The sequence below is a fragment of the Streptomyces sp. NPDC002926 genome, from assembly GCF_053591755.1.
This window is the reverse complement of the sequence record NZ_JBSFUK010000002.1, coordinates 38,269-62,914: the sequence shown is the minus strand read 5'-3', so window position 1 is coordinate 62,914 and position 24,646 is coordinate 38,269. Positions and strand designations below refer to the sequence as shown.

Genomic DNA, 24,646 nt, shown 5'->3' with positions numbered 1-24,646 from the left:
GCGCTCTCGCGATATCTACCCGCGTAGAATTTTCAGGCGGGTACGCTGAGGGAACCGCCCTCGCAACACACCACCGGGAGTGCCCGTGGCACGCGTCGTAGTCGACGTCATGCTCAAGCCCGAGATCCTCGACCCCCAGGGCCAAGCGGTGCAGCGCGCACTGCCCCGCCTCGGATTCGAGGGGATCGCGGACGTCCGTCAGGGAAAGCGCTTCGAGCTGGAGGTGGAGGGGCCGGTCGATGACGCCGCCCTCGCCCGCATCCACGAGATGGCCGAAACGTTCCTCGCCAACACCGTCATCGAGGACTTCGTCGTGAAGGTGGAGTCGTGACCGCCCGTATCGGCGTCGTCACCTTCCCCGGCACGCTCGACGACAAGGACAGCCTGCGCGCCGTCCGGCTCGCGGGCGCCGAACCCGTATCGCTCTGGCATCGCGACAAGGACCTCAAGCAGGTCGACGCCGTGGTCCTCGCCGGAGGCTTCTCCTACGGCGACTATCTGCGGGCCGGAGCCATCGCCCGCTTCTCGCCGGTGATGGAGACGATCATCGAGCAGGCCAAGGCCGGCCTGCCGGTCCTCGGTATCTGCAACGGCTTCCAGATCCTCACCGAGTCGCATCTGCTGCCGGGCGCGATGCTCCAGAACAACCACCTCCATTTCATCTGCCGCGAGCAGAAGCTGCGGGTGGAGACGAGCGAGACGGCCTGGACGGCGGACTACACCGCCGGTCAGGAGATCCAGATCCCGCTGAAGAACATGGACGGGCGGTACGTCGCCGACGAGCACACGCTCGACGAGCTCGAGGCCGAGGGCCGGGTCGCCTTCCGTTATCTCGACTTCAATCCGAACGGCTCGCTCCGTGACATCGCCGGCATCACCAACGCCGCGGGCAATGTCGTCGGTCTGATGCCGCACCCCGAGCACGCCGTCGAGCCGCTGATCGGTACGGGCCGCACCGACGGCCTCGGATTCTTCACCTCGATCCTGAAGAAGCTGGTCTCCGCATGACTCTCGACACCGTCAAGCACGCCACCGAGACGCCCGACGTCGAGCAGCCCTGGAAGGAACTCGGCCTCAAGCAGGACGAGTACGCGCGTATCCGCGAGATCCTCGAGCGCCGCCCGACCGGCGCCGAGCTCGCCATGTACTCCGTCATGTGGTCCGAGCACTGCTCGTACAAGAGCAGCAAGGTCCATCTGAAGCAGTTCGGCGAGAAGGTTCCCGAGAACGACGCCATGCTCGTCGGCATCGGCGAGAACGCGGGCGTCGTCGACGTCGGCCAGGGTTATGCGGTCACCTTCAAGGTCGAGTCGCACAACCACCCGAGCTACATCGAGCCCTACCAGGGCGCGGCCACCGGCGTCGGCGGCATCGTCCGCGACATCCTCGCCATGGGTGCCCGTCCGGTCGCGGTCGTGGACCCGCTGCGCTTCGGCGCGGCCGACCACCCCGACACCAAGCGGGTGCTGCCCGGAGTCGTCGCGGGCATCGGCGGCTACGGCAACTGCCTCGGCCTGCCGAACATCGGCGGCGAGGTCGTCTTCGACGAGTGCTACCAGGGCAACCCGCTGGTCAACGCCGGCTGTATCGGCGTGATGAAGCACGAGGACATCCACCTCGCGAAGGCGTCCGGCCCCGGCAACAAGGTTATCCTCTACGGCGCCCGCACCGGCGGCGACGGTATCGGCGGGGTCTCCGTGCTGGCCTCCGAGACCTTCGAGTCGACCGGCCCGGCCAAGCGCCCGGCCGTCCAGGTCGGCGACCCGTTCCAGGAGAAGCTCCTCATCGAGTGCACTCTCGAGATCTTCAAGGAGAAGCTGGTCGCGGGTATCCAGGACCTCGGCGGTGCCGGGCTGTCCTGCGCGACGAGCGAGCTCGCGAGCGCCGGCTCCGGCGGTATGCGGGTCGAGCTCGACACCGTGCCGCTGCGCGATGCGACCCTCTCGCCCGAGGAGATCCTCATGAGCGAGTCGCAGGAGCGCATGTGCGCGATCGTGGAGCCGGAGAAGGTCGGGCGCTTCCTCGAGATCTGCGAGAAGTGGGACGTCATCGCCACCGTCATCGGTGAGGTGACCGAGGGCGAGCGGCTCGAGATCTTCTGGCACGGCGAGCAGATCGTGGACGTACCGCCGCGGTCGGTGGCCCATGAGGGCCCGACGTACCACCGTCCGTACGCCCGTCCGGAGTGGCAGGACGCGCTCCAGGCCGACGACGCGAACAAGCTTCCCCGGCCGGCCACGTCCGAGGAGCTGCGCGAGCAGGTGCTCAAGCTGGTCGCTTCGCCGAACCAGGCCTCGAAGTCCTGGATCACCGACCAGTACGACCGTTTCGTGCAGGGCAACACCGTGCTGGCCCAGCCCGAGGACGCGGGCATGATCCGGATCGACGCGGAGTCGAACCTGGGCGTGGCCATGGCGACCGACGGCAATGGCCGGTACGCGAAGCTCGACCCGTACACGGGCGCGCAGCTTGCGCTGGCCGAGGCCTACCGCAATGTCGCCGCCTCCGGCGCCAAGCCGCTCGCCATCTCGGACTGCCTGAACTTCGGTTCGCCCGAGGACCCGGCCGTCATGTGGCAGTTCGCCGAGGCCACGCGCGGTCTCGCGGACGGCTGCCTGCAGCTCGGCACCCCGGTGACCGGCGGCAATGTCTCGCTCTACAACCAGACCGGCGACGTCGCCATCCACCCGACGCCCGTGGTCGCGGTGCTCGGCGTGATCGACGACGTGAACCGCCGTACGCCGATCGCCTTCAAGGAAGAGGGCCAGCTCCTCTACCTGCTGGGCGACACGCGTGAGGAGTTCGGCGGCTCGGCCTGGTCCCAGGTCGTCCACGACCATCTCGGCGGGCTGCCGCCGGCCGTCGACCTGGACCGCGAGAAGCTGCTCGGCGACATCCTGATCTCGGCCTCCCGTGACGGCATGATCGACGCGGCGCACGACCTGTCGGACGGCGGTCTGATCCAGGCCGTCGTCGAGTCGTGCCTGCGCGGCCGTACGGGCGCGCGGCTGGTCGTCCCGGACGGGCTCGACGCCTTCACCTTGCTGTTCAGCGAGTCGGCGGGGCGTGCGGTGGTGGCCGTGCCGCGCAGCGAGGAGCTCCGCTTCAACGACATGTGCGGGGCGCGGGGTCTGCCCGCGACGCGTATCGGTGTCGTGGACGGCGAGGACGTGGAGGTGCAGGGCGAGTTCAGCATCCCGCTGAGCGAGCTCCGTACGGCGCACGAGGAGACCATCCCCGGTCTGCTGGTCTGACGCATCACCGATCGATCGAGTCCCTGTCCGGGTCCACCCCGGGCAGGGGCTCGGTCGTTCGGCAGCCGGACCGGCCGGGCTCGAAGGCACCGAGATCAGTGAAATCGGTATGGACGGCCCCGGCCTGAATACGGTGCGGGGAATTCCGTTTCCGTCGGCGCGGTATCGGCGTTCCGGGGAACGGGAAATCGCTCACCGCCGGGAAGCCGGACGTCCACGCCTGATAGCTTCGGCGGCCGTGCCGTCCTACGGGGAGCCGGAGTCGATGAACCACCCGCACGTGTCACGCTGGCCGGACGACCCGGGCTCGCACATAGCGTTTCCCCACCGCGCGCCGCGGCGATTTCCGGATCGCGGTAGCCGTCGGCGCAACGCGGTCAACCGGCTGCTGTGCGCTGTCGCGGTGGCCGGGATCGGGGCCGCCTGCTGGGGGTTCTGGCTGGAGTACGACGAGCACCGCGACCGGGCGGCCAGCGAGAAGGCGATCGCCGAGGCCTGTGGGGACGTGGTCGATCCGACCGCGGTCATGGACCTGGGCGGCGGGATCGTCCGTGCGAAGGCGGGCAGTTCCGACGACGACCGCTTCGACCTGGATCCGCCGACGGCGCCCGGGGCGTGCGAGATATACCGGGTCGGCAAACCCGGTACCAGTTACGGGTACTTCGCCCTGGCTTTCACTCCGCGGCCGAACGAGGAGTACGGGAACATCGTGGGCGCGCACGAGGAGGAGCCGTTCGGCGATCGCTTCGACCGCCGGCGGCCGGACGACATCACGAGCGCCGCGGACTACGTACCGGACCAGCCCCTCGGCGATGACGGCAGCCTCGGCTCGTTCGACGACGACACGGTCTCGGTCACCGCGGTCTGCTCGAAGCCGACTTCGAAGGCCGGCCTGACGTCCCTGACCGTCGATGCCAAGGCGATGTACGAGGAGACGCGGACGTCGAAGGCCGACCGGGCACGCCTTGCCGACATCGCCGTGCGCGCGGCGCGCAAGGCCGCCGACAGGCTCGGCTGCGCGGCCGAGGTGCCCGACGCGCCCCACACCATCCTCGACGTACCGAGCAGCCGTCTCGCCCCGGCCGGGCGGGCGGACGGAACCTGCGCCTGGTACCCGCGGCTGCTGCGCACCTCGGCCCGCGGGAATCTCCCGGACCGGGCTCTCGCCACACCGGCCGCCGGGCAGGCCACGAGCGAGCGGTGCCTGCTGGCGCTCAGCCCGTCCGCGGCCGGGCGCGCCGCGGAGGCGAGCGGTGTGGAGGCCGACGACGGGATCCATGGCTACGACCCGTGGTGGCTCGCCCTGGACTCGTGGTTCGGGGACGAGGCGAAGATCGTCTACTCGGACGCCGGAATCACCCGGAGGTCCGAGCAGCGCCACCTGGCGCCCGGCACCGCCGGCGGCCATCCGGAGGCCGGTGTGTGGTGGGCCTCGTCCGTCTGCCGTGGCGTACCGGCGGTGCACACCCTGACCGTGGCGGACGACTATAACAAGGTCGCCCGGAAGCGGCTCGGCGCCCTGTTCCGTGCGTACGTGGACGATGTCGCCGTCCGCCGCGGCTGCGTGGACGTGAAGGTCCCCGAGCCCGCGGACTTCGCCAAGGAGTGAACGCCCCGCCCGCTGTCGTACCCACCCCTTAATGTCGGTCTCATGCCACCGGCCAAGAAGCGCACGCGCAGCTACGACCCCGCAAAGATCCGCGCCGCCGTCCTCGCCCAGTTCGAGAACGTACGGCAGGCGGTGGGCACGCTCACGCCCGAGCAGCTCGCCCTGCCCACCCGCCTCGGCGACTGGACCGTGCGTGATCTGGCCGGGCACATCACCATGGCCGTCGGAGCGGTCGGCCGGAGTCTCGGGCAGCGCGAGCCCGCCAGGCAGGAAGTCGACTTGCTGGACTGGCCGTTCGCGACCGTCGCGTTCGCCGGGAAGGTCTCCGACGACACCAAGGAGATCGCGGCGAGCGCCGAGCCCGAAGAGCTCTATGTGCGAACTGCCGCCCGGCTCGCCGAGTTGCTGCCCGGCGCGTCCGACAGCCGACTGCTCGCCACCCGCGTCGGCGCGATGCGCCTCGGCGACTTCCTCGTCACCCGCACCGTCGAACTCATCGTTCACACAGACGACTTGAACGACGCGACAGGCCTCGGCATCCCGTACGACCGACAGGCGCTCGCCGCCTGCACCCGGCTCCTCGCCGACGCTCTCGCGGTGAAGGCCCCCGGGGCATCCACCGAGGTGCGGGTGCCGCCGTTCGCGGTCGTGCAGTGCGTCGAAGGCCCGCGGCACACGCGCGGTACCCCGTCCAATGTCGTCGAGACCGACCCGCTGACCTGGATCCGGCTCGCCACCGGGCGTACCGGATGGGCCGAGGCGCTCGGGGCGGCGAAGGTCAGCGCGAGTGGCGAGCGCGCCGACCTCTCGGCGCTGCTGCCGATCCTCGGCTGAACGCAGCGGCTGAACCCAGCGACTGAACGATTCGCCTGAACGTAGCCTCTGAACGGTTCGCCTGAACGCAGCGGCCGAAAAGTTCGCCTGAACGCAGCCACTGAACCGTTCGGCTGAACGCCGCGGCTCAACCCGGTGGAAAGAACCAGTGGCGGGAACCAGAGCCACACGTCCCCCGTCCCAACGGTATGCGGAACCAGCTGAGCATCCCTGTCACCGTCCTGGCACTCCTCGCCCTTGCCGCCTGCGGCACGGAGCCGGGTTCCGGCTCCGGCGGCGGCTCGGTCAGGACCGATCTGCCCCTCACCGGCGTCCAGTGGTCCGTCGACAGCGTGACCGTCGGTGGCAAGAAGACCGCGGCGCCGCCCGGCGCCCAGGTCGAGATCACGGACAAGGGCAAGGCCCAGGGCAACTACGGCTGCAACCACTTCGGGGCGGACGTCAAGGTCGAGGGCGACACGGTCACCGTGAGCCCGGCTGAGATGACCGAGATGGCCTGTGCCAAGGACATCCAGGGCTTCGAGGACACACTGCGTGCCGCCTTCTCCGGCAAGCTCAAGGCGAAGATCACCGACGAGAAGCTCACCCTGACCACCGAGAAGGGCGACTCCATCGCCCTGACCTCGGAGCGACCGGCCCCGCTGGTGGGCACCACATGGTCGGTGAACTCACTCCTCTCCGCCGGGACCGCGTCGTCCCTGCCCGCCGGTACCGACAAGAAGGCGTATCTGACCTTCACCAAGGACGGGTCCGTACAGGGCAGCCTCGGCTGCAACACCTTCCACAGCACCGCGAAGATCAGCGGCGCCAGCATCACCTTCGGCCGCCTCGCAACCACCAGGAAGATGTGCCCGGGTCCCGAGATGAATCTGGAGCGCGAACTGCTCAAGGTCCTCCACGGCACGGTGACGTACCAGCTGCGGCACCGCGGCCTGTCCCTCACCGCGCCGGACGGCAAGGGACTGGCCGCGAGCGCCGCCCAGAAGTGATCAGCCCGGGTACGGGACGCGGGTAGCCGCGAGCCACCCTGAAACCTCGTGTACATGCCAATGGAGTCTCGCGATGTGGACCCCTCGATGGACACCCGTAAAGCCGCCGTGCGCCGGTCGGAACCGCCCCGGACGACCCCCACGCGTGGCCCCCGGGCATCCCCAATTCGGACCAGTGGTCGATCTCGCCTACACTCGGTGCCGTGCCACGTGGTGACGGACGACTCAACCACGACCTGCTCCCCGGTGAGAAGGGCCCCCAAGACGCTTGTGGCGTCTTCGGTGTCTGGGCCCCGGGCGAAGAGGTCGCGAAGCTCACTTACTTCGGGCTCTATGCCCTCCAACATCGAGGTCAGGAGTCCGCGGGAATCGCGGTGAGCAACGGCTCACAGATCCTCGTATTCAAGGACATGGGCCTGGTCTCGCAGGTCTTCGACGAAACTTCCCTCGGCTCCCTCCGGGGTCATATCGCGGTCGGTCACGCCCGCTACTCGACCACGGGCGCTTCCGTGTGGGAGAACGCGCAGCCGACCTTCCGGGCAACCGCCAACGGCTCCATCGCGCTCGGCCACAACGGAAATCTGGTCAATACCGCCCAGCTCGCCGAGATGGTCGCCGAGCTCCCCAAGGAGAACGGCCGGGCCACCCAGGTCGCAGCGACCAATGACACCGATCTGATCACCGCACTCCTCGCGGGCCAGGTCGACGACGACGGCAAGCCGCTGACCGTGGAGGCGGCCGCAGCCAAGGTGCTGCCCGACGTCAGGGGAGCCTTCTCGCTCGTCTTCATGGACGAGGGCACCCTGTACGCGGCCCGCGACCCGCAGGGCATCCGCCCGCTCGTACTCGGCCGCCTCGACCGCGGCTGGGTCGTCGCGAGCGAGTCCGCCGCCCTCGACATCTGCGGCGCAACCTACGTTCGCGAGATCGAGCCGGGCGAGCTCATCGCCATCGACGAGAACGGCCTCCGCACTTCCCGATTCGCGGACGCGAAGCCGAAGGGCTGTGTTTTCGAGTACGTCTACCTGGCCCGCCCCGACACCGACATCGCGGGCCGCAACGTCTATCTCTCCCGTGTGGAGATGGGCCGCAGGCTCGCCAAGGAAGCCCCGGCCGACGCGGACCTGGTCATAGCGACGCCGGAGTCCGGCACCCCCGCCGCGATCGGCTACGCCGAGGCGAGCGGAATCCCCTACGGCTCCGGCCTGGTGAAGAACGCCTACGTCGGCCGCACTTTCATCCAGCCGTCCCAGACCATCCGCCAGCTGGGCATCCGCCTCAAGCTGAACCCGCTCAAGGAAGTCATCCGGGGCAAGCGCCTGGTGGTCGTCGACGACTCGATCGTCCGCGGCAACACCCAGCGCGCGCTGGTGAAGATGCTCCGCGAGGCCGGCGCGGCAGAGGTCCACATCCGGATCTCGTCCCCGCCGGTGAAGTGGCCCTGCTTCTTCGGCATCGACTTCGCGACCCGCGCCGAGCTCATCGCCAACGGCATGACCATCGAGGAGATCGGCGCTTCGCTGGGCGCGGACTCGCTCTCGTACATCTCGCTCGACGGGATGATCGAGGCGACCACCATCGCGAAGCCGAATCTCTGCCGTGCCTGCTTCGACGGCGAGTACCCGATGGACCTTCCCGACCCCGAGCTGCTCGGCAAGCAGCTTCTGGAGACGGAGCTGGCGGGCGGCGCCGATGCCGCCGACGCGCTCCGTCGCCCGTAAGCCCTGCAGTACGACACGAAAGTTCTCTCCGCCATGACAGCTGAGTCTTTTGAGCGTGCTCCGCACGCGGGCGCCGGTGCCAGTTACGCAGCCGCGGGCGTCGACATCGAAGCCGGCGACCGCGCCGTCGAGCTGATGAAGGAGTGGGTGAAGAAGACGCAGCGCCCCGAGGTCCTCGGCGGCCTCGGCGGTTTCGCCGGCCTCTTCGACGCCTCCGCCCTCAAGCGCTACGAGCGTCCGCTGCTCGCCTCGGCCACCGACGGCGTCGGCACGAAGGTCGATCTCGCCCGCAAGATGGGCGTGTACGACACGATCGGCCACGACCTCGTCGGCATGGTCGTCGACGACCTGGTCGTCTGCGGCGCCGAGCCGCTCTTCATGACCGACTACATCTGCGTCGGCAAGGTCCACCCCGAGCGTGTCGCCGCCATCGTCAAGGGCATCGCCGAGGGCTGTGTGCTGGCCGGCTGCGCGCTGGTCGGCGGCGAGACCGCCGAGCACCCCGGACTGCTGGGCGAGGACGACTTCGACGTCGCGGGCGCCGGTACGGGCGTGGTGGAGGCCGACCGGCTGCTCGGCGCGGATCGTATCCGTACGGGTGACGCGGTCATCGCCATGGCGTCCTCCGGCCTTCACTCCAACGGGTACTCGCTGGTCCGCCATGTCGTCTTCGACCGCGCCAGGATGTCCCTGGACCAGCAGATCGAGGAGTTCGGGCGGACGCTGGGCGAGGAGCTTCTCGAGCCCACCAAGATCTACTCGCTGGACTGCCTGGCGCTCACCCGGACCACCGAGGTGCACGCTTTCAGCCACATCACCGGCGGCGGCCTTGCCAACAACCTGGCCCGGGTCATCCCGGACAGCCTGCACGCGGTCGTCGACCGTTCGACCTGGACCCCCGGCGCGGTCTTCGACCTCGTCGGCAAGGCCGGTCAGGTAGAGCGGCTCGAGCTGGAGAAGACCCTCAACATGGGCGTCGGCATGATCGCCGTTGTCCCCGAGGAGTCGGTGGACGTGGCGCTGACCACGCTCGCGGACCGCGGCGTCGACGCCTGGGTCGCGGGAGAGATCACCGAGCGCGGCGAGCACACCACGGGCGCGACGCTCACGGGCGACTACGCGGGCTGAGCCCGAACGGGCAGCGCGAAACCCGGTCCGGGGCGTGGGCCTCGGACCGGGTCACGTGGCAATGCTTTTTGAGGTGTTCGTACGTCAAGCGCCGCGGCGCTGCGACGACGGACCGGACTCGTCGTCCTCGTCATCGTCGTCGTTGTACAGATCCGCGTACTGTGCGTACGGGTCATCTTCCTCGTCGTCGTCCTCGAACGGCTCAGCGTTCGGTGGTTGACTCGAAGGCGATGCGCCCAGCTCATTGGCCAGACGCGACAGGTCAGTCCCGCCGCTGTTGTACTTCAGCTGGCGGGCGACCTTCGTCTGCTTGGCCTTGGCCCGGCCGCGCCCCATGGCTCGACCCCCTCGGTGACGGGGCTCGACGGCCCCAGAGTCTTGACACGCGTTCATAATTCGGAACGGACTCTCCTTGGAGAGACCGGTCCGTAGGACTTCAACGGTACCTGCTTCCGCGGCCATACGGTACGCCGCCCGCATGACGTGCCACTTCGCAGGACCCTCGAGGAGCCCCGTCCTCGCTGGTCAACTGCGATTTTAACCTCTTCTCGGCAGTCGACCCGCCGACCGGGGTGAGTCTTGTCTCCCGGGTCGGCGGGCCGGCCCCGCGAGGATCAGCGCCGGCGGGCCTCCGCCATGCGCTGCTCGGCGATCCGGTCGGCCGCCGCGGCCGGCGGAATCCCGTCTTCCTTCGCGCGTGCGAATATGGCCAGCGTGGTGTCGAAGATCTTCGACGCCTTCGCCTTGCACCGGTCGAAGTCGAAGCCGTGCAGCTCGTCGGCGACCTGGATCACGCCGCCGGCGTTCACGACGTAGTCGGGGGCGTAGAGGATCCCGCGGTCCGCGAGGTCCTTCTCCACGCCCGGGTGCTCGAGCTGGTTGTTGGCGGCGCCGCAGACCACCTTCGCGGTGAGCGCGGGCACGGAGTCGTCGTTCAGCGCGCCGCCGAGCGCACACGGAGCGTAGACGTCCAGGCCCTCGGTGCGGATGAGAGTGTCCGTGTCGGTGACCGCGGTGACCTTGCCCGGGTGCTTGTCGAGGATCCGGCGGACGGACTCCTCCCGTACATCCGTGATCACGACTTCGGCGCCGTCCGACAGCAGATGCTCGACCAGGTGGTGACCGACCTTGCCGACGCCCGCGATGCCGACCTTGCGGCCGCGCAGCGTCGGGTCTCCCCACAGGTGCTGGGCCGAGGCCCGCATGCCCTGGAAGACGCCGTACGCGGTCAGCACGGACGAGTCGCCCGCGCCGCCGTTCTCCGGGGAGCGGCCGGTGGCCCACCGGGTCTCCCGGGCCACGACGTCCATGTCGGCGACGTATGTGCCGACGTCGCACGCTGTCACATAGCGGCCACCGAGCGAGTCCACGAACCGGCCATAGGCGAGCAGAAGCTCTGTCCGCTGCCCGGCGTCCATCGCCGCGGAGTCACCGATGATCACGGCCTTGCCGCCGCCGTGGTCCAGCCCGGCCATGGCGTTCTTGTACGACATCCCACGGGAGAGGTTCAGCGCGTCCGCGACGGCCTCTTCCTCGGTGGCGTACGGGTAGAAACGGGTGCCGCCCAGGGCAGGGCCCAGAGCGGTCGAGTGGATGGCGATGACGGCCTTCAGGCCGGAGGCGCGGTCCTGGCACAGCACGACTTGCTCGTGGCCGCCCTGATCCGACTGGAACAGGGTGTGCAGGACGCCGTCGGTCACATCGGTCACGGTGGTGACTCCCAAGTACGAAGCGGCGGAGGAAGGCCCTCCTGTGGGTGGGGAAGGCCCAGTTGGGGACGAGGGTAAGTCCTACGCGCGCGTAGATCCGACGCAGTGCTGAGGATCACCCCCTTGCGGAGTACCGGCGTGGAAGGATTTGCGGCATGCCAGCGCTGTCCTCGGTCCTCGTTCCCTACGCGGCCTACCTGCGGGTGTACGAGCCGCTGGCGGCCTTTCCCGAGCCCGAGCGGGGCCACTGGGCCCGCTACGCCCGTCGGGAGACCACACCCACCGCCCAGGACGAACTGCGGCGCTCGCTGGCCGACTTGCTGCCCACTCCGCCGGTCCCGGTGCCGGTCCACGAGAGCGGTGACGCCTTTGTGACGGAGGTGGACGGGGTGGTGTGCGTCTGCCCGTGGCGGACCCGGCTGCGCGGCTGGCTGGCCCTGGAGGAGCTGGCGGAGCAGCTTCCCGCGGCTCTCCTCGACGCGGTGCTGCCGCCGGTGGTGCGCGGGCAGGCGGCCGCGGACTACGAGCAGTGGCGCGAGGGCAACCCGGACGCGCGGCCGTGGATCAGGACGTCGGTCTGGCAGATCCCGGTGCGCTGGTTCGCGCTCTTCTCGGACGAGGAGCGCGAGTACGGGCCCGCCGGGCCCGCCGCGCCGGTGCTGCGCTACCGGACGCCGATGGTGCAGGCCCGGCGGCGGGTGGCCCGCGCGCTGAAGACGCTGAGAGAGACGATCGACGAGGGACAGCTCACAGAAGGCCTGGTAGATGTGGGGCGGTGGCTGGAGGAATTCCATCCGCGCTCCCTGGTCGAGCTGGACTACGGCGGCCTGGTGCACGCCCTTCCCGGGCCGCAGCTCGCCGAGGACCGCTCGGCTGCGGACGTGGCCGAGGGGATCGCGGCGCTGCGGGCCGGAGATGGTGTCGGAGCGGGCGAGGCGTATGCGCGTCTTGTGGAGCGCTGGCGGGCTGTCAGAGACCTTCAGTTCGCAAATTGAGTGCTTCTGAGGATCATTGAGCCCATCGGTCCAGGACGTAGGTCCCTATCCGGGCCTTTGTCTCAAGCGTGACGGACGGCACTTACTGGCCCCTTGCGTCCATCACCCACCCTCGTGTCAAAATAGGACAAGGAGCCCCGGGAGGGCTCCTTCCGTCCAAGTAAGGGCGGAATTCTCGGCATTGCACTCTATGGGGGGTCTGATGACTCCTGATCATCCTGTGACTGATCGTCACTGTGGCGTGACTGTCCGTTATGGCATGGTCCATCGGCTTCCGCCGCTGATGAACACCTCAGAGGGCAATTCCATCGGTTTGGCCGACGTGGCTGGACAGATGGTGTAGTTGTAGTGCCGAGGACAAGCCGTTCGTCCTATAACCGACTCGACCCGCGTCCGCCATTTCGGGCAACGCGGGTCAAGGTGCAGAATTTAGAGGAAAGAACCGAGATGGTTCGGTTCTCCCGAGGAGGCCGCTCATGACCGCTCGCACCCCTGATGCCGAGCCGCTGCTGACCCCGGCTGAGGTTGCCACGATGTTCCGCGTGGACCCGAAGACGGTCACCCGTTGGGCCAAGGCTGGCAAGCTCACGTCCATCCGCACGCTCGGTGGACATCGTCGGTACCGCGAGGCAGAGGTCCGCGCACTGCTTGCGGGTATTCCGCAGCAGCGTAGCGAGGCCTGAACACCCCATTGATCGGGCATTTCCGGGACCCCCATCCCGGACAAGCCCACCTATAGCGCCACATGGCGGCCGTCTGCCCCAACAGACTTCGTCATTGATCGCGCTGGACTCCGCCGGGTCCAGCGCGATCTTTTTTATGCCCGGGCGCGGGCTTGGGGCGATCCGTGACCACCGTTGCGGGTGGGGGCGGCCGGCGGGCGGGGAGATGCTCCAGGGGTGGTGCAATTGCACATATTAAATTGGTTGCTTGTAAGAAGGGGGTAAGTTCCCCACTTTCGAAAACCCACCCGGTGACACCCGTCACACCGCACAACTCTTGCCAAAGACAGGCCTGTCGCCCAAGAACCGGCGGGGAACGAGTCGTAGGTCACCCAGTGGCGGGACCTTCGTCGTCGGCCGCGGGAGTGAGCGCGGGGGCGGTAGCGGGCAGTTCCATGGCGAGCCGCTGGAGGCGATGGCAGATCGGGCAGTGCCTTGTGAGATGCCGGTAGCCGGACGCGGCCTTCAGGTGGGCGCGCAGAAGCGCCCTTGTCTCGTGCTGCCTCGCTGCGGACGCCGCCATGCACGTCACCTCCGGGTGTGTGCCGTCCCCTAGTGATTGGGTACCCGTGGCAGATGACGCCGTCAAGATGCCCGTGCCGACACGGCGTGCGGCAGGGCACGACAAAGGCCCGCATCCTTGGGGGATACGGGCCTTCGATCTACTGCGGTCCTGACGGGATTTGAACCCGCGGCCTCCACCTTGACAGGGTGGCGAGCACTCCAAGCTGCTCCACAGGACCAGGTTTCGCAGCCTCTGTTGTGCGTTGGCTGCGAGAGAGACTGTACAGCAGGTCAGGGGGTGCGGTCGAACTCGATGCAAGCAGCCCCGCCGGTCATGGCGCCGCCGCGTCGATCGCCTTGACGATGCGCTTGTCGGAGACCGGTTGGGCCGTGCCCAGCGCGTGCGCGAAGTAGCTCACACGCAGCTCCTCGATCATCCAGCGGATGTCCAGGACCTCCTGCGGGACCGGGCGGCCCTGCGGCATCTGTTCCAGCAGCCAGGCGTATTCGTCCTGCATCTCGTGGACCTTCTCCATGCGTGTCGTGTCGCGCTGCACGCCCGTCGGCATCTGCTGCAGCCGGCGGTCCACCGCGACCAGGTAGCGCATCAGGTCCGGCAGCCGCCGCAGGCCCGTCCCGGTGACGAAGCCGGCCGGCATGAGGGCCGCGAGCTGCTCCCGCACGTCCTGGACGTTGCTGACGAGCGTCAGACTGTTCGTGGCCTTCAGACGGCGCTCGCAGGCCTGCCAGGCGGCCAGGATCTGCTGGACCTGGTCCACGGTCCGTACCGTCGCGTCGACCAGGTCGGCACGCACCTTGTCGTACAGCTTGCGGAACGACTCCTCGTCCCAGGCCGGACCGCCGTGGTCGGCGATCAGCTTGTCCGCCGCGGCCATGGCGCAGTCGTCGAAGAGCGCCTGGATCGAGCCGTGAGGGTTACGGGACAGCGCCAGCTTCTGCTGGTTGTTGAGCTTGTCCGAGGCGAACTTGGCTGGGTTCACCGGAATGTTGAGGAGGATCAGCCGCCGCGTGCCCCGCCACATCGCCTGCTGCTGCTCGGCCTCGGTGTCGAAGAGGCGCACGGAGACGGCCGCACCGTCGTCGACCAGGGCCGGGTACGCCCTGACCGGCTGGCCGGCCCTGCGGGTCTCGAAGACACGGGTCAGCGTGCCGATCGTCCAGTCCGTCAGACCCGTGCGCTCCAGGGACTCCCCCGAGGGGCCGGACGTGGCGGCCGCCGCGGCCTGGGAGAGGGCCTGGCGCGCCTTCGGCTTCAGCTGGAGCTTCAGGGCTTCCAGGTCCTTGTTCTCCGCGAGCTTCTTGCGGCGCTCGTCGACGATCCGGAACGTGATCTTCAGGTGATCGGGAATCCGGGTCAGGTCGAAGTCGTCGGCCGTGACCGGGACGCCGACCATGCGCTGCAGCTCGCGCGCGAGCGTCACGGGAAGCGCCTCCTGGAGGGGCACGGCCCGTTCGAGGAACGCTCTCGCGTAGTTCGGGGCGGGGACATAGTGCCGGCGGATCGGCTTGGGGAGGGAGCGGATCAGCTCCATCACCACGTCCTCGCGCAGACCCGGGATCTGCCAGTCGAAGCCCTCGGAGGTGACCTGGTTCAGCACCTGGAGAGGCACGTGAACGGTCACGCCGTCCGCGTCCGCGCCCGGCTCGAACTGGTACGTCACCCGGAACTTCAGCGCACCCTGGCGCCAGGAGTCCGGATAGTCGTCCTTGGTGACCGATCCTGCCTTCTCGTTGATGAGCATCTCGCGCTCGAAATCGAGAAGTTCGGGCTCGTCCCGGCGCGTGTGCTTCCACCAGGAGTCGAAGTGCGCGCCCGACACGACATGCTCGGGCACCCGCTGGTCGTAGAAGTCGAAGAGGGTCTCGTCGTCCACCAGGATGTCGCGGCGCCGGGCGCGGTGCTCCAGCTCCTCGACCTCGGTCAGGAGCTTGCGGTTGTCGGCGAAGAACTTGTGGTGCGTACGCCAGTCGCCCTCGACGAGTGCGTTGCGGATGAACAGGTCACGGGACGTCTCCGGGTCGATCCGTCCGTAGTTCACCTTGCGCTGCGCGACGATCGGCACGCCGTACAGCGTGACCCGCTCGTACGCCATCACCGCTGCCGCGTCCTTCTCCCAGTGCGGCTCGCTGTAGGTGCGCTTGACCAGATGCTGGGCGAGCGGCTCGATCCACTCCGGCTCGACCCTGGCGTTGACGCGGGCCCACAGCCGGGAGGTCTCGACGAGCTCCGCCGACATGATGAAGCGCGGGGGCTTCTTGAAGAGCGCCGAGCCGGGGAAGACCGCGAACTTGGCGCTGCGGGCGCCCAGATACTCGTTCTTGTCGGTGTCCTTGAGGCCGATGTGCGAGAGCAGGCCCGCCAGCAGCGAGGTGTGGACGGACTGCTCGGGCGCAGCCGCCTCCGTCGAGGGCTCCTCGAGATGCATGCCCATCTGCTTGGCGACCGTACGCAGCTGGGCATAGATGTCCTGCCACTCGCGGATGCGCAGGAAGTTCAGATACTCCTGCTTGCACATCCGGCGGAAGCTGGAGGAGCCGCGCTCCTTCTGCTGCTCGCGGATGTAGCGCCAGAGGTTGAGGAAGGCGAGGAAGTCGGAGGTCTCGTCCTTGAAGCGGGCGTGCTGCTGGTCGGCCTGCGTCTGCTTGTCGGCGGGCCGCTCGCGTGGGTCCTGGATGGAGAGCGCGGCCGCGATCACCATGACCTCGCGTACACAGCCGTTCTTGTCGGCCTCTATGACCATGCGGGCCAGTCGCGGGTCGACGGGCAGCTGGCTCAGCTTGCGGCCGAGCTGCGTCAGCTTCTTCTTCGGATCCTTCTGGACCGGGTCGAACGCGCCCAGTTCCTGCAGGAGCTGGACGCCGTCGCGGATGTTGCGGTGGTCCGGCGGGTCGAGGAAGGGGAACTTCTCGATGTCGCCGAGGCCGGCCGCGGTCATCTGGAGGATGACGGAGGCCAGATTCGTACGGAGGATCTCGGCGTCCGTGAACTCGGGACGGGAGAGGAAGTCGTCCTCGGAGTAGAGCCGGATGCAGATGCCGTCGGACGTACGGCCGCAGCGTCCCTTGCGCTGGTTGGCACTGGCCTGGCTGATCCGCTCGATGGGCAGTCGCTGGACCTTGGTGCGGTGGCTGTAGCGGGAGATACGTGCGGTGCCCGGGTCGATGACGTATTTGATGCCGGGAACGGTCAGCGAGGTCTCGGCGACGTTCGTGGCGAGGACGATACGGCGGCCGGTGTGCGGCTGGAAGACGCGATGCTGCTCGGCGTGCGAGAGCCGTGCGTACAGCGGGAGCACCTCGGTGAATCTGTACTGCTTCTTGTTGAGCGCGTCCGCGGTGTCGCGGATCTCGCGCTCGCCGGAGAGGAAGACGAGGATGTCGCCCTTCCCCTCGGACTGGAGCTCCTCGACGGCGTCGCAGATCGCGGTGATCTGGTCGCGGTCGGACTCCTCGCTGTCGTCCTCGAGGAGCGGGCGGTAGCGGACCTCGACGGGGTACGTACGGCCGCTGACCTCGACGATCGGAGCCTCGCCGAAGTGCCGCGAGAAGCGCTCCGGATCGATCGTCGCGGAGGTGATGATCACCTTGAGGTCGGGGCGCTTCGGCAGCAGCTGGGCGAGGTAGCCGAGCAGGAAGTCGATGTTGAGGGACCGCTCATGGGCCTCGTCGATGATGATCGTGTCGTACGCGCGCAGCTCGCGGTCCGTCTGGATCTCGGCGAGGAGGATGCCGTCCGTCATCAGCTTGACGAAGGTGGCGTCCTGGTTGACCTGGTCGGTGAAGCGGACCTTCCAGCCGACCGCCTCGCCGAGCGGGGTACGGAGCTCCTCCGCGACGCGTTCGGCCACGGTACGGGCGGCGAGCCTGCGCGGCTGGGTATGGCCGATCATGCCGCGCACGCCCCGGCCCAGCTCCAGACAGATCTTCGGGATCTGGGTCGTCTTGCCCGAACCGGTCTCGCCCGCGACGATCACGACCTGGTGGTCCCGTATCGCCTCGAGAATCAGGTCCTTCTTCTGGCTGACCGGCAGCTGCTCGGGGTACGTGACCTCGGGCACGCGGCCGGCGCGCCGCGTGACGCGGGCGGCGGAGCGCTCGGCCTCGGTGGCGATCTCGTCCAGCACGGCCTGCCGCGCCTCGGGCTTACGGATACGGCGGGCGCCCTCGAGACGACGGCCGAGCCGCTGGGCGTCGCGCAGCGACACCCCGGCCAGCAGGGTCTGAAGGTCGGCGAAGGAAGTAGACATACGGATCCCAGGATCGCACCCCCGGGAAAGCACTGGCGAACGCATTTCGCCCAGGAGCTGATGCAGTGTGGAGCAGATCCGTCCAGTTTCGTTCGGGGCGGAGGGAACGGACCCGAGTGGACGTCCCCGGTCCCGCCCTGCCGGCGTCACTGACGCGACAGAGCGAGTATCCGCCGCTCCCTGAATACGACGAGAGCCCCGGTCCGCGAAGGACCGGGGCTCTCGGGCTGTGGCTGGGGCCGGGGTCGAACCGGCGACCTATCGCTTTTCAGGCGATCGCTCGTACCAACTGAGCTACCCAGCCACGCAGCTCTTGCGAGCTGCAGCGGTCCTGACGGGATTTGAACCCGCGGCCTCCACCTTGACAGGGTGGCGAGCACTCCAAGCTGCTCCACAGGACCAAGCAATGTGCGAGCACGAGTCTCGCACATGGTGTTGCGTGCCCCCAACGGGATTCGAACCCGTGCTACCGCCTTGAAAGGGCGGCGTCCTGGGCCACTAGACGATGAGGGCTAAGGGCCCACCTGGGCGCCTTTCGGCGCGTCGGGGACGTGAGAAGCATATGGGATGTGGGGAGCTATCGCCAAAACGGTTTACGGGGGTCCGGGGGCCGCCCCCTGGACAGCGCCGTCGGAGGGCCGGAGGGGGAGCCGGGAGGACCGGTGGAGGCGGCCCCGGAGGGACCGGTGGAGGGGCTGCTCGGGGACGGGGTCGCCCCGGGCTGGTTCTCCCCCGGAAGATGGCGGCTGACCTCGGCCGTCGTCAGGCCCAGACCCCCCAGTGTGATCTCGTCCCATGCCTGCAGCCGTCTGGTCGTACGGTCCAGATAGAGCACCGACGCCCGCACCTTCTCCGGCTTGTCGTTCTGCACCGCGCGCAGGCCTCCGCCGCCCGTCGAGCCCTCGATCTTGAGGCGGGTGCCGTGGGGGAGTACCTCCGTCTCGCGGTGGTGGACATGGCCGGCCAGCGCCAGTGGGACCTCGCCGTCGGTCTCGCGCGCGGCCACCGGGTTGTGGGCGACCGCGATGTCGACCGGGGTGCCGGCGCGCTGCTGGTCGCGCAAGGCCGAGGCGAGGCGGATGCCCGTCATGCGTTCCGCCGGGTCGCCCTGGGCGACGATCGAGCGGTCGGGGGTGAACTGGGGGTCGCCGCTGCCCGCGATGCGCAGGCCTCCGAGGGTGACGGCCTTGCCGTCGTCGAGGACGTGCACGTTCTTGAGGCGGGAGATATAGGCCTGCGTGATGCGGGAGTCATGGTTGCCGCGGACCCAGACGTAGGGCGCGCCGAGGTCGGGAATCGGGTCGAGGAACCCGTTCTCTGCGGCGGTGCCGTGGTCCATCGTGTCGCCGGAGTCGATGATCACGTCGATTCCGTACTGCTCGACGAGTGAGCCGATGATGTGCCAGGCCGCCGGGTTGAGATGAATGTCGGAGACGTGCAGCACCCGCATCGTGCCGGGGTCCGGCTGGTAGGCGGGGAGCGTCGAGGTCGCGTCGTACAGCTTGGTGACATTGGTGACCAGGCGCGCCAACTCCCGCTGGTACACGTCGAATTCGGTGACGATGGAGCGGGCGTTGCCGACGACCGAGGGGGCGCTGGACAGCAGTCCGGAGAACTTCGGCTCAAGGACGGACTTCGGGTTCCAGGTGGCGTACGCGGAGATGCCCGAGGCGGCCAGCAGCGCGAGCGCGAGACCGCCCGCCGCGAGTGCCCGGCGCGGGCGGCGGTAGACAGCGAGGCCCAGTGCGGTCGCGCCGGAGACAACGGCGACGCAGGAGCGTATGGCCAGCTCGGTGGTGCCGTCCGCCACGTCGAGGGCGATCTCGTCCTGGAGTCCGGAGATCCGTTCGGGGTGTTCGACCAGGGCCTGGGAACGGGCCGGGTCGAGCTGGTCGACGTCGACGTCGAGGCGGATGGGTGCGACATGGGAGTCGAGCTCCAGGGCGCCGAGCGGCGAGACGTTGATCTTCGTGCCGCCGGACAGGGACGGGCGCAGGGTCATGCTGGTGTCCATCGGGCCCACCGGCGTACGGACGCTGCCGACGATCAGCAGGCCGAGCCAGGCGCCGAGCAGGACCACGGCGGTCAGGCCGAGGGCGCGGGTCCATGGGTGCGGGGTGTGGACCAGGGTGCTGGTGGGGGCGGTGTGGCGCGAGCGGTAGTGGCGCTGGAGCCGGGTGAGCGCGGCGTGCATCGAGCGGATCGGTTCCGGGGCGTCGCGGGCCATTGGTCCCGTATGCCCAGGATGGTGGGCGGCCATGCCGGGTCGCACGGTGCGCTCGCACGGCGTACGTGACAATGGCCACGTGCTGGAGATGACGCGCGAGGAGTTCGAGGAACTGGTCGCCGAGGCGCTGGACAGGATCCCGCCGGAGCTGACGCGGCTGATGGACAACGTCGCGGTGTTCGTCGAGGACGAACCGGCTGTCGACGATCCCGAGCTGCTCGGGCTCTACGAGGGGACTCCGCTCACCGATCGCGGTGAGTGGTACGCGGGCGTGCTGCCGGACCGGATCACCATCTACCGCGGGCCGGCGCTGCGGATGTGCGAGACCCGCGAGGACGTGGTCGCGGAGACCGAGATCACCGTGGTGCACGAGATCGCCCATCACTTCGGGATCGACGACGAGCGGCTGCATGCGCTGGGGTACGGATGAGTCCGCCCGGCCTTCCGGAGGTCCCCGAGGTGCCTGATCCCCCGGAAGCTCCGGACGTCCCGGAGGCGATCGATCCGGATGTCGATCTGCATGTGCCGGCCCAGCGCGCGGAGACCGCGGGCGGGCACAAGTGGCCGGTGCTCGCGGCGATCTCCGCCGGCGGCGTGGCGGGGACCCTGGCACGGTACGCGGCCACGGTGCTGTGGCCCGCCGCCGAGGGATCGTTCCCGTGGGCGGTCTTCTGGGTCAATGTGCTGGGCTGCGCGCTGATCGGGGTGCTCATGGTGCTGGTCAGCGAGGGCGGCCGGGCGGCACATCCGCTGGTGCGGCCGTTCCTCGGGGTGGGGGTGCTCGGCGGGTTCACGACCTTCTCCACATACGCCCTGGACTTCTCGGACCTGCTGGAGCGTGAGGAGGCGGACACAGCGCTCGGGTACGCGGCCGGGACGCTGATCGGGGCGCTCGGCGCGGTGTGGCTGGCGGCCTCGGTGACCCGATGGGCAGTGACCCGGCGGGTGGTCACACCGTGAACTGGCTGCTGGTGGCGGTGGGCGCGGCAATCGGCGCGCCGCTGCGGTATCTGACGGACCGTGCGGTGCAGGCGCGGCACGACTCGGTATTCCCGTGGGGGACTTTCGTGGTCAACGCGGCCGGGAGTCTGGTGCTGGGGGCGGTCTCGGGCGCGGCCGTGTCCTCGGGGACGTACGCGCTCCTGGGAACGGGGCTGTGCGGCGCGCTGACGACGTACTCGACGTTTTCGTACGAGACGCTCCGGCTCGCCGAGCGTGGCTGGAAATTCCTGGCGGCGGCGAATGTGGTCGCGTCACTGCTGGTCGGGCTCGGATCGGTGTTCCTGGGCGCGGAGTTGGCGCGCGGGCTGGTGGCGTAAGGGGCGTGCGGGGGCGTGTCCTTGTGGGGCAGAGGGAGTTGGGCAGGGAAACGCATGTCCCGTGCCCCGGAGGTGCTCCCCCGTGCGTCATTCGTCCGTCCACTTGTCCTTCCCCGGCCGGCTGGCAGTCTGGATCGCCGCCTCGCTGGCCGTCGCGGCCTCGTCAGGCTGTATGAGCGTGAGCGACGACGAAGGCCGGAAGCCGGCGCCCCATTCCTCGACAGGCCGGCACGGGGTGGTGGCCGAGCCGGACGGCGGGAGCGGGGCACCGGGCGGTCGGCAGGTCCGCGGCACGCACGGCGGGCCGGACGCGAAGGGCGGGAAGGGGGCCAAGACCTCGGCGAGTCCGAACGGCTCCGTGGCGCCCACGGCTCAGCCGCCGCGGGGCGGGCAGGGGCCGCAGCCGCCGCGGGATCCCAAGCCGACCGGCGGTGGACCGGTTCCGTCCGAACAGCCGCCGCCGCAGCCGACCCCGTCGGAACCGCCGCCGGAGAGTCCCACGCCGCAGCCCACCGAGCCGACCGATCCCCCGCCACCCTCGTCCGCGCCAGAGGTGCGTGCTGGGGCGATGAGGATGGTGGACGAGCGGGGAATGTGCGCGGAACCGGCGGCATCCCCGCAGGTCGGACCCATGTAACGGGGGTCACAGGAGGTCAGGTTTGCCATTCCCGGGGGAGGGTGCGTATGGTGGTAGATCGTTTGATCCCATTGCCCGGCGCCGACAAAGAAGAGCGCCGCGTGGCGCGTACTCTCCCTAGCCGTGGCTGACCGCATTGAGGCGGTCGAATTGCGAAATCACGGAGTTTGGGCGCGTGCCGAGACTCCGGAAGGTTTCGCATTTCGCATGTCCACTTTCAGTACTGATCACGCCGTCATGCCCGAGAACGACGAGACCGCGGAGGCCGTAGCGGCCACCGCCGTCCCCACCGAGACCGAGATCACCGAGATCGCAACCGAGATCGAGGTCGAGCTCGAGGTCGTCTCGGAGACGGTTGAGGCTCCCGAGGAGCCGCAGACCACGTTCAGCGACCTGGGACTGCCCGAGGGCATCGTCCGCAAGCTCGCGCAGAACGGTGTCACCGCCCCCTTCCCGATCCAGGCGGCGACCATCCCGGACGCCCTGGCCGGCAAGGACATCCTGGGCCGCGGCCGCACCGGCTCCGGCAAGACCCTCTCCTTCGGTCTGCCGACCCTGGCCACGCTGGCCGGCGGCCACACCGAGAAGAAGAAGCCCCGCGCGGTCATCCTCACCCCGACCCGTGAGCTCGCGATGCAGGTCGCGGACGCGCTGCAGCCGTACGGCGACGTACTCGGCCTGAAGATGAAGGTCGTCTGCGGCGGTACGTCGATGGGCAACCAGATCTACGCGCTCGAGCGCGGCGTCGACGTCCTCGTCGCCACCCCGGGCCGACTGCGCGACATCATCAACCGCGGTGCCTGCTCGCTCGAGAACGTCCAGGTCGCCGTCCTCGACGAGGCCGACCAGATGTCCGACCTGGGCTTCCTGCCCGAGGTCACCGAGCTGTTCGACCAGATCCCGGCCGGCGGCCAGCGGATGCTCTTCTCCGCCACCATGGAGAACGAGATCGGCACGCTCGTCCGCCGCTACCTCGTCGACCCGGTCAGCCACGAGGTCGACAGCGCCCAGGGCAACGTCACGACCATGACGCACCACGTGCTCGTCGTGAAGCCCAAGGACAAGGCGCCGGTCACCGCGGCGATCGCCGCCCGCAAGGGCCGCACCATCATCTTCGTACGCACCCAGCTGGGCGCCGACCGTATCGCCGAGCAGCTCGTCGAGTCGGGTGTGAAGGCGGACGCGCTGCACGGCGGCATGACCCAGGGCGCGCGTACCCGCGTCCTCGAGGACTTCAAGAAGGGCTACGTCAACGCGCTCGTCGCCACCGACGTCGCCGCCCGCGGCATCCACGTCGACGGCATCGACCTGGTCCTGAACGTGGACCCGGCCGGCGACCACAAGGACTACCTGCACCGCTCGGGCCGTACCGCCCGCGCCGGCAAGTCCGGAACTGTCGTCTCGCTGTCCCTGCCGCACCAGCGCCGCCAGATCTTCCGTCTGATGGAGGACGCGGGCGTCGACGCCTCGCGCCACATCGTGGCCGGAGCGGGCGTGTTCGAGCCGGAGGTCGCCGAGATCACCGGCGCCCGTTCACTGACCGAGGTCCAGGCCGACTCCGCGAACAACGCCGCCAAGCAGGCGGAGCGCGAGGTCGTCGACCTGACCAAGCAGCTGGAGCGCATCCAGCGCCGTGCAGTCGAACTCCGCGAGGAGGCCGACCGCCTGGTGGCGCGCGCGGCGCGCGAGCGCGGCGACGACCCGGAGACGGCGGTCGCCCAGGTGACCGAGGCCGCCGAGGCAGAGGTCGAGGCCGCGGTTGCTGCGGCGGCCGTGCCGGAGCCGGCGGAGCGTCGTGACGACCGGGGCAACTTCGACCGCCGTGGCGGCGACCGTGGCGGCTTCCGCCGTGACGACCGCCGGGACAACGACCGTCCGTCGGGTGGCTTCCGTTCCGGTGGCGGTGACCGTCGTGACGACCGTGGTGGCCGTTCGTTCGAGCGTCGTGACGACCGTCCGTCGGGTGGTTTCCGTCGCGATGACCGTCCGTCCGGTGGTTTCCGCCGGGACAACGACCGTCCGTCGGGTGGCTTCCGTTCCGGTGGCGGTGACCGTCGTGACGACCGTGGTGGCCGTTCGTTCGAGCGTCGCGATGACCGTCCGTCGGGTGGTTTCCGTCGCGATGACCGTCCGTCCGGTGGTTTCCGCCGGGACAACGACCGTCCGTCGACTGGCTTCCGCTCCGGCGGCGGCGAGCGCCGTGACGACCGCCCCTCGGGTGGCTTCAACCGTGACGACCGCCCCTCGGGTGGCTTCCGTCGCGATGACCGCCCCACCGGCGGCCACCGTGGCAGCGACCGCCCGTTCAACCGCGACCGCCGCGACGACCGCCCCTCGGGCGGCTTCCGCTCCGGTGGCAGCACCGACCGCCCGCAGGGCCGTCGTGACGACCACCGTGGCGGCACCACCGGCACCGGCACGAACACCGGCTCCTTCGGGCGCCGTGACGACAAGCCGCGCTGGAAGCGCAACGGCTGATCGCAGCTGACCGGCTGACGGCTCACTGAGCCCGACCTGCCGACAGGGCCCGTACGACACTTCGGTGTTGTGCGGGCCCTGTCGCTTTGAACCGGTTCGAGCCGGTCAACTCCCTTCCTGAGCGGGCCATCGCAACAGCGGAGACGGCCGGGGATCTACTCAGTGAACTGCCGGTTCACATCGATACAACCAGTGGGTAGTCCGGGTGGTCATAGCTTCCAGGACGATGGGCCGCGCAGCAGGGGGTTGGGC

General features: G+C 69.1%; 19 protein-coding genes and 4 tRNA genes. 14 read left to right on the top strand and 9 right to left on the bottom strand.

The window, feature by feature from the left end; translation table 11 throughout:
- The first annotated feature begins 85 nt into the window (after window positions 1-85).
- The 8 genes from purS (at window position 86) to purM (ending at window position 9,535) form a co-directional block, all read left to right on the top strand.
- On the top strand, window positions 86-331 hold the full coding sequence (gene purS / locus ACWDZ6_RS03475; protein ID WP_266379892.1) for a phosphoribosylformylglycinamidine synthase subunit PurS: 246 nt from the start codon (window positions 86-88) through the stop codon (window positions 329-331).
- A complete protein-coding gene (gene purQ / locus ACWDZ6_RS03470) occupies window positions 328-1,008 on the top strand; it encodes a phosphoribosylformylglycinamidine synthase subunit PurQ (RefSeq protein ID WP_326650943.1) in 681 nt (226 codons plus the stop codon). Before purS ends, purQ begins: the two co-directional genes overlap by 4 nt.
- On the top strand, window positions 1,005-3,254 hold the full coding sequence (gene purL, locus ACWDZ6_RS03465; RefSeq protein WP_451501510.1) for a phosphoribosylformylglycinamidine synthase subunit PurL: 2,250 nt from the start codon (window positions 1,005-1,007) through the stop codon (window positions 3,252-3,254). The genes purQ and purL overlap by 4 nt, the downstream gene beginning before the upstream one ends.
- 265 nt (window positions 3,255-3,519) lie before the next feature.
- On the top strand, window positions 3,520-4,863 hold the full coding sequence (locus ACWDZ6_RS03460) for a hypothetical protein (protein ID WP_451501509.1): 1,344 nt from the start codon (window positions 3,520-3,522) through the stop codon (window positions 4,861-4,863).
- Window positions 4,864-4,905: 42 nt separating this feature from the next.
- Entirely contained in the window at window positions 4,906-5,697 is a 792-nt protein-coding gene (locus ACWDZ6_RS03455; RefSeq protein ID WP_451501508.1) for a sterol carrier family protein, read from the top strand.
- A gap of 188 nt (window positions 5,698-5,885) precedes the next feature.
- Window positions 5,886-6,686, top strand: a complete 801-nt coding sequence (locus ACWDZ6_RS03450) for an META domain-containing protein (protein ID WP_451501507.1) — start codon at window positions 5,886-5,888, stop codon at window positions 6,684-6,686.
- Window positions 6,687-6,889: 203 nt separating this feature from the next.
- Complete coding sequence (gene purF, locus ACWDZ6_RS03445; RefSeq protein ID WP_389179701.1) at window positions 6,890-8,407, top strand: amidophosphoribosyltransferase; 1,518 nt, start codon at window positions 6,890-6,892, stop codon at window positions 8,405-8,407.
- A gap of 33 nt (window positions 8,408-8,440) precedes the next feature.
- Complete coding sequence (gene purM / locus ACWDZ6_RS03440; RefSeq protein WP_326650937.1) at window positions 8,441-9,535, top strand: phosphoribosylformylglycinamidine cyclo-ligase; 1,095 nt, start codon at window positions 8,441-8,443, stop codon at window positions 9,533-9,535.
- 84 nt (window positions 9,536-9,619) lie between these two features.
- Here purM and ACWDZ6_RS03435 read toward each other — a convergent pair whose 3' ends face one another.
- Entirely contained in the window at window positions 9,620-9,871 is a 252-nt protein-coding gene (locus ACWDZ6_RS03435; protein WP_307662491.1) for a DUF3073 domain-containing protein, read from the bottom strand.
- 278 nt (window positions 9,872-10,149) lie between these two features.
- Entirely contained in the window at window positions 10,150-11,244 is a 1,095-nt protein-coding gene (locus ACWDZ6_RS03430; protein WP_451501506.1) for a Leu/Phe/Val dehydrogenase, read from the bottom strand.
- A 155-nt stretch (window positions 11,245-11,399) separates the two neighbouring features.
- Between ACWDZ6_RS03430 and ACWDZ6_RS03425 the strand changes: the two genes are divergently transcribed.
- Window positions 11,400-12,239 carry a hypothetical protein gene (locus ACWDZ6_RS03425; RefSeq protein WP_451501505.1) on the top strand — a complete coding sequence of 280 codons (840 nt, stop codon included), beginning with the start codon at window positions 11,400-11,402 and terminating at the stop codon, window positions 12,237-12,239.
- A gap of 476 nt (window positions 12,240-12,715) precedes the next feature.
- Window positions 12,716-12,922: a developmental transcriptional regulator BldC gene (bldC, locus tag ACWDZ6_RS03420; protein ID WP_003949541.1), complete on the top strand. Its 207-nt coding sequence runs from the start codon at window positions 12,716-12,718 to the stop codon at window positions 12,920-12,922.
- 367 nt (window positions 12,923-13,289) lie between these two features.
- Here bldC and ACWDZ6_RS03415 read toward each other — a convergent pair whose 3' ends face one another.
- From ACWDZ6_RS03415 to ACWDZ6_RS03385, 7 genes are all read right to left on the bottom strand, one after another.
- Window positions 13,290-13,484 carry a DUF6274 family protein gene (locus tag ACWDZ6_RS03415; RefSeq protein ID WP_366733626.1) on the bottom strand — a complete coding sequence of 65 codons (195 nt, stop codon included), beginning with the start codon at window positions 13,482-13,484 and terminating at the stop codon, window positions 13,290-13,292.
- A gap of 145 nt (window positions 13,485-13,629) precedes the next feature.
- Window positions 13,630-13,704 (bottom strand) — tRNA-Asp (locus ACWDZ6_RS03410).
- 93 nt (window positions 13,705-13,797) lie between these two features.
- Entirely contained in the window at window positions 13,798-17,733 is a 3,936-nt protein-coding gene (hrpA, locus tag ACWDZ6_RS03405; RefSeq protein WP_451501504.1) for an ATP-dependent RNA helicase HrpA, read from the bottom strand.
- A gap of 230 nt (window positions 17,734-17,963) precedes the next feature.
- Window positions 17,964-18,037 (bottom strand) — tRNA-Phe (locus ACWDZ6_RS03400).
- Window positions 18,038-18,059: 22 nt separating this feature from the next.
- Window positions 18,060-18,134: transfer RNA gene (locus ACWDZ6_RS03395), tRNA-Asp, on the bottom strand.
- A 39-nt stretch (window positions 18,135-18,173) separates the two neighbouring features.
- A tRNA-Glu gene (locus tag ACWDZ6_RS03390) sits at window positions 18,174-18,246 on the bottom strand.
- Window positions 18,247-18,310: 64 nt separating this feature from the next.
- Window positions 18,311-19,960 carry a metallophosphoesterase family protein gene (locus ACWDZ6_RS03385; protein ID WP_451501503.1) on the bottom strand — a complete coding sequence of 550 codons (1,650 nt, stop codon included), beginning with the start codon at window positions 19,958-19,960 and terminating at the stop codon, window positions 18,311-18,313.
- Window positions 19,961-20,039: 79 nt separating this feature from the next.
- Between ACWDZ6_RS03385 and ACWDZ6_RS03380 the strand changes: the two genes are divergently transcribed.
- The 4 genes from ACWDZ6_RS03380 (at window position 20,040) to ACWDZ6_RS03365 (ending at window position 24,394) form a co-directional block, all read left to right on the top strand.
- On the top strand, window positions 20,040-20,390 hold the full coding sequence (locus ACWDZ6_RS03380) for a metallopeptidase family protein (RefSeq protein WP_326655284.1): 351 nt from the start codon (window positions 20,040-20,042) through the stop codon (window positions 20,388-20,390).
- On the top strand, window positions 20,387-20,920 hold the full coding sequence (locus tag ACWDZ6_RS03375; protein ID WP_389179684.1) for a fluoride efflux transporter FluC: 534 nt from the start codon (window positions 20,387-20,389) through the stop codon (window positions 20,918-20,920). Before ACWDZ6_RS03380 ends, ACWDZ6_RS03375 begins: the two co-directional genes overlap by 4 nt.
- Window positions 20,917-21,279 (top strand): fluoride efflux transporter FluC, encoded by a 363-nt coding sequence (locus ACWDZ6_RS03370; RefSeq protein WP_351460258.1) that lies wholly within the window; start codon window positions 20,917-20,919, stop codon window positions 21,277-21,279. Before ACWDZ6_RS03375 ends, ACWDZ6_RS03370 begins: the two co-directional genes overlap by 4 nt.
- An 844-nt stretch (window positions 21,280-22,123) precedes the next feature.
- Window positions 22,124-24,394, top strand: coding sequence for a DEAD/DEAH box helicase (locus ACWDZ6_RS03365; protein ID WP_451501502.1), 2,271 nt, complete (start codon window positions 22,124-22,126; stop codon window positions 24,392-24,394).
- Window positions 24,395-24,646 lie beyond the last annotated feature (252 nt).